The sequence below is a fragment of the Cupriavidus sp. SK-3 genome (genome assembly GCF_000611145.1).
In the GTDB taxonomy this organism is placed as follows: Bacteria; Pseudomonadota; Gammaproteobacteria; order Burkholderiales; family Burkholderiaceae; genus Cupriavidus.
This window is the reverse complement of sequence record NZ_JFJV02000010.1, coordinates 1-9,341: the sequence shown is the minus strand read 5'-3', so window position 1 is coordinate 9,341 and position 9,341 is coordinate 1. Positions and strand designations below refer to the sequence as shown.

At 65.3% G+C, this 9,341-nt stretch carries 6 protein-coding genes and 1 pseudogene; 3 read left to right on the top strand and 4 right to left on the bottom strand.

Annotated features, from left to right (window positions below; genetic code table 11):
• Window positions 1–288: 288 nt before the first annotated feature.
• From CF70_RS00640 to CF70_RS00625, 4 genes and pseudogenes are all read right to left on the bottom strand, one after another.
• Window positions 289–1,422 carry a 2-aminoethylphosphonate--pyruvate transaminase gene (locus CF70_RS00640; RefSeq protein WP_035859050.1) on the bottom strand — a complete coding sequence of 378 codons (1,134 nt, stop codon included), beginning with the start codon at window positions 1,420–1,422 and terminating at the stop codon, window positions 289–291.
• 89 nt (window positions 1,423–1,511) lie between these two features.
• Window positions 1,512–3,201 (bottom strand): annotated as a pseudogene (locus CF70_RS00635) (putative 2-aminoethylphosphonate ABC transporter permease subunit); the annotation flags it as partial.
• Between the two features lie 54 nt (window positions 3,202–3,255).
• On the bottom strand, window positions 3,256–4,356 hold the full coding sequence (locus CF70_RS00630) for a putative 2-aminoethylphosphonate ABC transporter ATP-binding protein (RefSeq protein ID WP_035859047.1): 1,101 nt from the start codon (window positions 4,354–4,356) through the stop codon (window positions 3,256–3,258).
• Window positions 4,357–4,466: 110 nt separating this feature from the next.
• Entirely contained in the window at window positions 4,467–5,426 is a 960-nt protein-coding gene (locus tag CF70_RS00625; protein ID WP_235184838.1) for a putative 2-aminoethylphosphonate ABC transporter substrate-binding protein, read from the bottom strand.
• A gap of 341 nt (window positions 5,427–5,767) precedes the next feature.
• On the opposite strand from CF70_RS00625, the gene CF70_RS00620 reads away from it, so the two are divergent.
• From CF70_RS00620 to phnY, 3 genes are read left to right on the top strand one after another with little or no spacing between them, the layout of a single operon-like run.
• Window positions 5,768–6,472, top strand: a complete 705-nt coding sequence (locus CF70_RS00620) for a phosphonate utilization associated transcriptional regulator (RefSeq protein ID WP_035859041.1) — start codon at window positions 5,768–5,770, stop codon at window positions 6,470–6,472.
• A gap of 32 nt (window positions 6,473–6,504) precedes the next feature.
• Complete coding sequence (gene phnA, locus CF70_RS00615; protein ID WP_051647946.1) at window positions 6,505–7,782, top strand: phosphonoacetate hydrolase; 1,278 nt, start codon at window positions 6,505–6,507, stop codon at window positions 7,780–7,782.
• 42 nt (window positions 7,783–7,824) lie between these two features.
• Window positions 7,825–9,288 (top strand): phosphonoacetaldehyde dehydrogenase, encoded by a 1,464-nt coding sequence (gene phnY / locus CF70_RS00610; protein WP_035859038.1) that lies wholly within the window; start codon window positions 7,825–7,827, stop codon window positions 9,286–9,288.
• Window positions 9,289–9,341: the final 53 nt, after the last annotated feature.

The following is a 9,341-nucleotide window of genomic DNA, read 5'->3' as shown; positions in this document are numbered from 1 at the left end:
GACGAGGCGCCCCATACGGCCTGGTACACCTCGACGGCTCGCTTCGCATCGCGGGTCGGTGTGGACCGCCCTTGGGGGCGCTCCACACGGCTACACCGAGTCGGTGTTCTGGCGGCACCGCCGTTGTTTGATGCCCTTGCATATCAAGCGTTATGGCTATCGTTCGATACCTGCTTGTGCCGGCGAGCCGCCCCTTGCCATCCACCGGTTTGCTCCCCTCTCCCGCTTGCGGGAGAGGGGACGGGGGAGAGGGCCGGCGTTCGCCTGGGCGACGGCGGTGCAAGTGCCTCAAGCCGCCCGCGCCAGCGGTGCCTTCATTTCGATGCCCATTTCGCGGAGCGTCTCGCCGATGGCGCCCGCCACGTTGCGCATTTCGTTGGCGTCGATGGCGCCGATGCAGCCTACGCGGAATGTCTCGACTTGTGTCAGCTTGCCGGGGTAGAGGATGTAGCCGCGTTCGCGTACCTTGGCGTAGAAGGTCTTGAAGTCGTAGCGCGCATCGGAGGGTGCATGGAACGTTACGATGATCGGCGCCTGCACGGCGGGCGAGAGGAAGGGGCGGAAGCCCAGTTCCGCCATGCCGCTTACCAGCGTTTCATAGTTGGCGCGATAACGCGCACCGCGTACCGGTTGCCCGCCTTCTTCCAGGAACTGGTCGAGCGCGGCACGGAAGGCCGCTACCACGTGCGTGGGCGGCGTGAAGCGCCACTGGGTGGTCTTCTGCATGTAGGTGTACTGGTCGTACAGGTCCAGCGCCAGCGAATGGCTGTTGCCCTGGCTGGCTTCCAGCACGGTCTTCTTCACCAGCACGAAGCCTATGCCCGGTACGCCTTCGATGCACTTGCCCGTGGCCGCCACCAGCGCGTCGAACGGCATGGTGCGCGCGTCGATTTCCAGCGCGCCGAAGGAGCTCATGGCATCCACGATCAGGCCCTTGCCCAGGCGCGCGCATAGCGCGGCGATCTCGGGCAGGGGGTTGAGCACGCCGGCGCCTGTCTCGCAGTGGACCTGCGCCACATGGGTGATCGACGGATCGCGGGCGAGCGCGGCTTCGATCAGCGCGGCGGCCGCCGGCTGGTCTTCGGGGATCGGCAGTTCCACGCTGGCGCGGCCCAGTACCTTGCAGATCTTGAGGATGCGCTGGCAATAGGCGCCGTTCTGCGGCACCAGCACCTTGCCGTCGCGCGGCACGACATTGGCGATGGCGGCTTCCACCGAGAAGGTGCCGCTGCCCTGCATGGGCACGCAGACGTGGGTGCCCTGTCCGTGCACGATGGCGATGAGGTCGTCGCACAGGCTGCGGGTGATGGCGTTGAAGCTGGTGTCCCAGGATCCCCAGTCGCGCAGCATGGCTTGCTTGGTGGCGAGCGAGGTGGTGAGGGGGCCGGGGGTCAGCAGGATGGGGTCGTTGCCGCGGATCATGGTTGTGCTCCAGGGATGGATTCAGGGATTGGGATCGTCGGAGTGGTGGCTTCCGTGCCTCGTGGGCACGGAATGCCGTTGGGTTGCGATCAGTCGTTGCGGCCGGATTGCCGCCAGGCCTGCGTCTTCGCATCGAGCACGCGCTGCAGCAGGTAGTACAGCAGGCAGGCGAAGGCGGAGGTCAGCACCACCAGCGTGGCCATGGCGGCGGCCGGACCGATGTCGCCGCTCTCGTCGAGGTTGACGATCTCCACCGAGGCCAGCTTGGTATCCGCGCCATACAGGAAGACCACCGCCGATACGGTGGTCATGGCGTTGATGAACAGGTAGCGCGAGATGTCCAGGATGGCGGGCAGGCAGGCCGGCACCGTGACCTTGAGGAAGGTGGTGTAGAAGGGCACCTTGAGCGAGGCGGAAACGGCTTCGAACTCGCTGTCGAGCTGCTTGAGCGCGGTCACCGCGGTCAGGTGGCAGGAGGCGTAGTAGTGCACGATGGTCACCAGCACCAGGATGCCCAGCGTCTGGTACATGACGTTGAGCGGGTTGGCCGCCGGCACGAAGAAGAAGATGTAGCCCAGCCCGAGCACCAGCCCCGGCACGCCCATCGGCAGCACTGCCATCAGCCGCACGAAGCCGCGCAGCCAGTCCAGCCCGCGCGTCTTCTCCAGCAGGTAGGCCGTGCTGAAGATGAAGGCGGGTCCCAGCAGCGCGCAGGCGATTGCCATGCGCAGGCTGTTGAAGTACGAGTCCACCACGCCGCCTTCCACCAGGCCAACCCGGTAGTGATCGAGCGAGAGCGAGAAGTTATAGGGCCACAGCTTGACGAACGATGCGTAGATCGCCATGCCCATCACTGCCGCCATCAGCGCTGCCATGACCCAGCAGAACGCAGCCATGGAGAGATCGAAGCGGCGGCTGCGGCGCGGCACGTACGGCACGGAGCGGGCGGTCATCAGCGCCATCTGGCGGCGCTGCACGCGCGCGTCGATGCAATAAGTGACGGCCACCGGCACCAGCAGCATCAGCGATACCACCGCCCCCTGCGAGAAATCCTGCATGCCGATCACCAGCTTGTAGATATCGGTGGCCAGCATATGGAAGTTGCCGCCGATCACCTTGGGAATGCCGAAGTCGGAAATCGCATAGGTGAACACCACCATGGCTGCGCTGACCAGCCCGTAGCGCGCGCCGGGGACCGTGATGGTGAGGAACTTCCGCAGCGTGGAGGTGCCGAGCGCGTCGGCGGCTTCGTACAGGCGGGCGTCCGTCAGCGACAGCGCGGTGATCAGGATCATCAGCGCATGCGGGAAGGTGGCGAACACCATCGACGCGACGATGCCCAGCGGGCCGTAGATCTGCGTCTCGCCCATGTAGGGCTTGAGCAGGCCCTGATTTCCGAACCAGAAGATAAAGGAGATCGCCGCCAGCAACGAGGGCGCCAGCAGGGGGATCATCGCCAGGTTGCGCAGCATGCCCTTGCAGGCGATGCGGCTGCGCGTGAGCGCATAGGCGAAGGTGAACGCCAGCGGCACGGTCAGCGCGGTGGCCAGTGTCGATACCCACACGCTGTTCCACACCGAGCGCAGCAGCGCAGGGGACTCCAGGTAGGCGCGGAAGTGCGCGAGGCCGGCGAGGCTGCCGTCGCGGTTCTGCACGCTCTTGGCCAGGATCATCACGATGGGCGCCAGCACGAAGCACAGCAGGGCCAGCGCGGCCACGCCCAGCAGGGCGAGCGCCAGGCGGTCGGTCCAGTGCGCGCGCACGCGGGTGGCGGCGGGGNGGGGGGGGGGGGGGGGGTGGCTTCAGCCACCGGGGCGGTGGATAGGCTGAGGCTCATGCTTGGCGGAAGATGCGGATGCGGTCGGCGGGAATGGCCAGGCGCAGCAAATCGCCGGCGCTGGGGCGCAAGTCGTGCAGGTCGTTTAGCGAAAGATCCGCGTAGAGCGTGGCGCAGTGGCCGCTCGTGTCCGGCAACCTGAGCGTGAGGCGGGAAAACGCGCCCAGGAACTCGATCTTGTCGACGGTAGCGTCCAGCACATTGCCGCCGTGCTGCTCGATGCCGCGCACGCAGACATCCTCTGGCCGGAAGAACACCTGCACGGATTCATCCGCGCAACAGCCGGGCGGCGTCGCGCAGCGCATGCGCGTGCCGCCAAGGTGCAGTTCGCCGTCGCCGCCCACGCGCGCCGCCAGCATATTGGTGCGGCCGACAAAATCGGCTGCGAACGGCGTGGAAGGACGCTGGTAGATTTGCGCGGGCGTGCCGATCTGCTCGATGGCGCCCTGGTTCATCACCACGATGCGGTCGGCCATCGACAGTGCTTCTTCCTGGTCGTGCGTGACCAGGATGGTGGTGATGTCCAGCCGCTGCTGCAGCGCGCGGATCTCGCCGCGCAGCCGCCCGCGCACGCGTGCGTCCAGCGCGGAGAGCGGCTCGTCCAGCAGCAGCAGGCCGGGCGAGGTAGCCAGCGCGCGGGCGATGGCCACGCGCTGCTGCTGCCCGCCGGATAGCTGGGCCGGGTACTGCCCGCCGCGCTCGGGCAGGCCGACCATGGTCAGCAGTTCCGCCACGCGCTCCAGCCGCTGCGCGCGCGGCATGCGGCGGTTGACCAGGCCATAGGCCACGTTGTCCGCCACGGTGAGATTGGGGAACAGCGCGTAGGACTGGAACACGATGCCGTAGTCGCGTTCCATTGGCGGCAGGGTGGAGATGTCGCGGCCGGCCTGAATGATGGTGCCGGCGCTTTGCGATTCCAGCCCGGCGATGATGCGCAGCAAGGTGGTCTTGCCGCAGCCGGAGGGCCCGAGGAAACACAGCAGTTCGCCCTGGCGTACCTCCAGGTCGATATGTTGCAGGGCGGTAAAGCCGCCGAAGCGCTTCTGGATGCCTTGCAGGCTGAGGTAGCTATCGTGCCTGGCGGTCATGTTTTGCATGGCGTGTCGCCTCTTGTGGGGGTGAGGGCTGGCTTGGCTCGCTGCCGCGCGCGGGCATGGCGTCATGCCCGTGCGCGCTGGCGGCCATATTGTTTGCCTTATTGTTTGCCTTATTGCTTTTCCGACTTGCCGCTATAGCGCTTCTGCCATTCGTTGAGCACGCGCTCGCGGTTCCTGGCGATATAGCTGAAGTCGTTCTTGACCAGCATCTTTTCGTAGTTCACCGGGATGCTTTCCACCTTCTTGGCGATGCCGGGATAGGCCACGATGGCCCAGTCGCGGGCGAACAGTTCATTGGCTTCCTTGCTGGCCAGCCAGTCCAGGTAACGCTGCGCGGCCTCCAGCTTTTTTGTGCCCTTGACGATGCCGGCGGCCTCGATGTCGTAACCCAGCCCCTCGGTCGGGAAGATCATGTCGATGGGCGCGCCCGAGGCCTTGGTCTTGTGCGCGCGCAGCTCGAACGAGATGCCGATCGGGAACTCGCCGGCTCCGGCCTGCTTGCACGGCTTGGAGCCGGAGTGCGTGTACTGGGCGATGTTTTCGTGCAGCGCGTCCATGTACTTCCAGCCTTCCTGCTCGCCGAACAGTTGCAGCCACGCGGTCACGTCGAGAAAGCCGGTGCCGGACGACGCCGGGTTGGGCATCACGATCATGCCCTTGTAGACGGGCTTGGTCAGGTCACGCCAGGTTTCCGGCTTGGGCAGGTTGCGCTTCCTGGCTTCCGCGGTGTTGAAGCAGATGGTGGCGCCCCATACGTCCAGGCCGACCCAGTTAGGCGGCGTGGCCTTGTCGCTGTAGTCGCGGGTGAGACGGTCGAAGCCCTTTGGCGAGTAAGGCGTCAGCATGTTTTCCTGTTTCAGCAGTTCCAGGCTGGATGCGGCCAGCCCGGCGATCACGTCGGCCTGCGGATTGGCTTTTTCCGCGAGCGCCTTGGCGGTGATCACGCCGGTGGAGTCCCGCACGTACTTCAGTTCGATGTCCGGGGCGACTTTGGCGAAGCCCTCGGCGTAGGGCTTCAGCGTCTCGATCTCCCACGCCGTATAGACGGTGAGGGTGGTCTTCTGTGCCATCGCGGCACTGGCGCAACACAGGGCGATGGCGCCGGCGGCCAGGTGCGGAACGAACTTGAACGTCGCTTTCATGTGGGGCTCCTTGTGGCATTTTAGGTTGTATTGTGTGTCAATTTGGTGAATTTGTTGCAGCGCTTTGGGGCTTGTTGCACCACCATCGCATCACCACATATCACCGTTAAACCCTTGTTTTACAACGCTTGTAAAACGTGTGCCTGGACTTTTCAGGGATGTTGGGTGGCGTTTTCTGCTCTTCACCGATGCCTAGTTTGTTGACAATATACAAACTGCTTGCTTTAATGACAACCAGGAATTTCGATGGTCCCGAATCAGGAGTCTTCATGTCACGGCCAGCCGCTCAGTCGAGCGATATTGCGATCCTGCAGAGCCAGTCGCTGACCACCCTGGTGCAGCGCGAGCTTGAAATGCGCATCGTGTCCGGCGGTCTGCTGCCCGGCGCCAGGCTCAATGAAATCGAACTCGCGGGCGAGTTCAATGTGTCGCGCGGCCCGCTGCGCGAAGCCTTCCGGGCGCTGGAGCAGGCCGGCCTGCTGCGCACCGAGAAAAACCGCGGCGTGTTCGTGCGTGCCATCTCCCTGGAAGAAGCCGACGAAATCTATGCGCTGCGCGCGGTGCTGGACGAATACGTGGGCCGCCTGCTCGCCGCCAACATCACGGCCGAAGGCGTGCGCGAGCTGCGCGCGCTGATCGAGGCCATGGGTGCGGCCAGCGCCGCGCGCGATCTCGACGAATACACCCGCCTCAACCTCGCCCTGCACGACCGCATGGTGGAGCTCGCCGGCAACCGCAAGCTGGTGGATACCTATCGGCGCCTGGTCAAGGAACTCACCCTGTACCGGCGCGAGGCGCTGTCCGCCGACAGCAACGCCATTCCCACCTCGACCCGCGAGCACCGCGAGATCGTGTCCGCCATTGCCGGGCGCGACGTGGAGCTGGCCGGCAGGCTGATGCGCGAGCACGTGGAACGTGGCCGCGCCCGCATGCATGCCGCCGTCGATGGCGGCGCCGCTACCCATACGCCCTGAAGCTTTTCCTCTCCCGCACAGGAACCCCCGATATGCCGAACCCGAATCTTTCCAGCGTCGCCGCACCGAGCATCACTGTCAATCAGCGCACCTACCAATGGATGAAACAGCCCGTGGTGGTGGTCTGCGTGGACGGTTGTGAATTCGATTACCTGGAAGCGGCGGCGGCCAGCGGCAGCGCGCCCTACCTGAAACGCCTGCTGGCCGAAGGCGCCAGCTTCCGCGGGGCGTGCGTGGTGCCCACCTTCACCAACCCCAACAACCTCTCCATCGTGTGCGGGGCGCCGCCGGCGGTGCATGGTATCTGCGGCAACTATTTCTTCGACCGCAGCGCCAACGGCGGGCGCGGCGAGGAAGTCATGATGAACGACCCCAAGTACCTGCGCGCCGGCACCATCCTGGCCGCCTTTGCCGATGCCGGCGCCAGCGTGGCGGTGGTGACCGCCAAGGACAAGCTGCGCCGCCTGCTCGGCTACGGCATGCGCGGCATCTGCTTTTCCTCGGAGAAGGCCGACCAGGCCACGGTGGAGGAGAACGGCATCGACAACGTGCTGGAACTGGTCGGCATGCCGGTGCCGGACGTGTACAGCGCGGCGTTGTCCGAGTTCGTCTTTGCGGCAGGCGTGCGGCTGATGGAAACGCGGCGGCCGGACCTGATGTACCTGTCCACCACCGACTACATCCAGCACAAGTTCGCCCCTGGCTCGGACGGCGCCAACGCCTTCTACGCCATGATGGACAAATACCTGGCGCAGCTCGACGCGCTCGGCTGCGTGGTGGCGCTGACCGCCGACCACGGCATGAACGCCAAGCACGACGATGCCACCAAGGCCCCCAACGTGATCTACCTGCAGGACCAGCTCGACGCGTGGCTGGGCCGCGGCGTGGAGGCGGGCGGCGCGCGCGTGATCCTGCCGATCACCGATCCCTACGTGGTGCACCACGGCGCGCTCGGCTCGTATGCCACCGTCTATCTGCCGGAGGATGCCGACCGCGCCGCGCTGAAGGAGCGGCTGGCGGCGCTGCCGGGCATCGACAGCGTGCTCGATAACGCCGAGGCCTGCGCGCGCTTCGAGCTGCCGCCGGACCGTGTGGGCGATCTCGTGATCGTCAGCGGCAAGCATGTGGTACTGGGCACCAGCCAGAGCCGGCACGACCTGTCCGGCCTGGACGCGCCGCTGCGCTCGCATGGCGGCGTGTCGGAGCAGACCGTGCCGCTGGTGTTCAACCGCGCCACGGCGGGCATTCCCGGCAAGGCGCAGCTACGCAACTTCGACATCTTCGACGTCGCGCTCAATCACCTGCACTGAGCGCAGCCCCATTCCGCCCGAATCCTTGACGCGAGAACCGACATGAATGCCCCCCAGTTTTCCGCCGGCCAAGTCAGCCCGCATTTCCGCGCCGAAGCGCTGCGCATCGACGGTAAGAAAATCACGCGCGAGCGTGTGATCGAAGTCTGCAACCCCTACGATGGCTCGCTGGTCGGCACCGTGCCGATGGCCAGCGTGGAAGACGTGCGGCATGCCTTTGCCGTGGCGCGCGCCTACCGCTCCACGCTGACTCGCTTCGAACGCGCGGCCATCCTCAACCGCGCCGCCGCGCTGCTGCGCGAGCGGGTGGAGGAAGCGTCGGACCTGATCACGCTCGAATCCGGATTGTGCAAGAAGGACTCGCTCTACGAGATCGGCCGGGTGGCCGACGTGCTCGGCTTTGCCGCCAACGAAACCCTGCGCGACGACGGCCAGCTGTTCTCCTGCGACCTGACCCCGCACGGCAAGAAGCGCCGCGTGATGACCCAGCGCTCGCCGTTCCTTGGCGTGATCTGCGCCATCACGCCGTTCAACCACCCGATGAATCAGGTCGCGCACAAGGTGGCGCCGTCCATCGCCACCAACAACCGCATGGTGCTCAAGCCGTCGGAAAAGGTGCCGCTGTCGGCCTGCTACCTGGCCGACATCCTGTATGAAGCCGGCCTGCCGCCGCAGATGCTGCAGGTGGTGACGGGCGACCCGCGCGAAATCGCCGACGAGCTGATCACCCATCCCTCGGTGGATCTGGTCACCTTCACCGGAGGCGTCGGCATCGGCAAGTACATCGCCAACAAGGCCGGCTACAAGCGCGTGGTGCTGGAACTGGGCGGCAACGACCCGCTGATTGTGATGGACGACGCCGACCTGGAACGCGCCGCCGACCTGGCGGTGCAGGGCTCGTACAAGAATTCCGGGCAGCGGTGCACTGCGGTCAAGCGCATGCTGGTGCATCAGGCTGTGGCCGACCGCTTCACCGAGCTGGTGGTGGAAAAGACGCGTGCCTGGAAATATGGCGACCCGATGGATCGCACCGTGGATATGGGCACCGTGATCGACGCCGAGGCCGCCGCGTTGTTCGAGTCCCGCGTGAAGGAGGCGGTGGCGCAGGGGGCGCGGCTGGTGCTGGGCAATCTTCGCGATGGCGCGCGCTATTCGCCTACCGTGATCGACCGCGTTGATCCGGGCATGACGGTGGTGCGCGAGGAAACCTTTGGGCCCGTCTCGCCTATCATCACCTTCCGTGATATCGACGAGGCCATCCGTATTTCCAATGGCACCGCTTTTGGTTTGTCGTCCGGTGTATGCACCAACCGGATGGACGACTTTGCCCGCTTTGCGGATGAGTTGCAGGTGGGGACGGTTAACCTGTGGGAAGTGCCTGGTTATCGTATCGAACTGACGCCGTTTGGGGGGATCAAGGATTCGGGGCTTGGGTATAAGGAAGGGGTGCAGGAGGCGATCAAGAGTTTTACTAATCTGAAGTCGATTACTATGCCTTGGGGGTAGGGTTTTTTTTGTTGGCGGTGTAGGTTTTTGCACCCAAAGGAATACGACATCCC

What these genes read in the sequence shown, in the direction of transcription:
- phnA (WP_051647946.1), top strand. Translation starts at nt 6,505, where the DNA reads ATGCCGAACCCGAATCTTTCCAGCGTCGCCGCACCGAGCATCACTGTC.
- CF70_RS00640 (WP_035859050.1), bottom strand. Translation starts at nt 1,422, where the DNA reads ATGATCCGCGGCAACGACCCCATCCTGCTGACCCCCGGCCCCCTCACC.
- phnY (WP_035859038.1), top strand. Translation starts at nt 7,825, where the DNA reads ATGAATGCCCCCCAGTTTTCCGCCGGCCAAGTCAGCCCGCATTTCCGC.
- CF70_RS00630 (WP_035859047.1), bottom strand. Translation starts at nt 4,356, where the DNA reads ATGCAAAACATGACCGCCAGGCACGATAGCTACCTCAGCCTGCAAGGC.
- CF70_RS00620 (WP_035859041.1), top strand. Translation starts at nt 5,768, where the DNA reads ATGTCACGGCCAGCCGCTCAGTCGAGCGATATTGCGATCCTGCAGAGC.
- CF70_RS00625 (WP_235184838.1), bottom strand. Translation starts at nt 5,426, where the DNA reads ATGGCACAGAAGACCACCCTCACCGTCTATACGGCGTGGGAGATCGAG.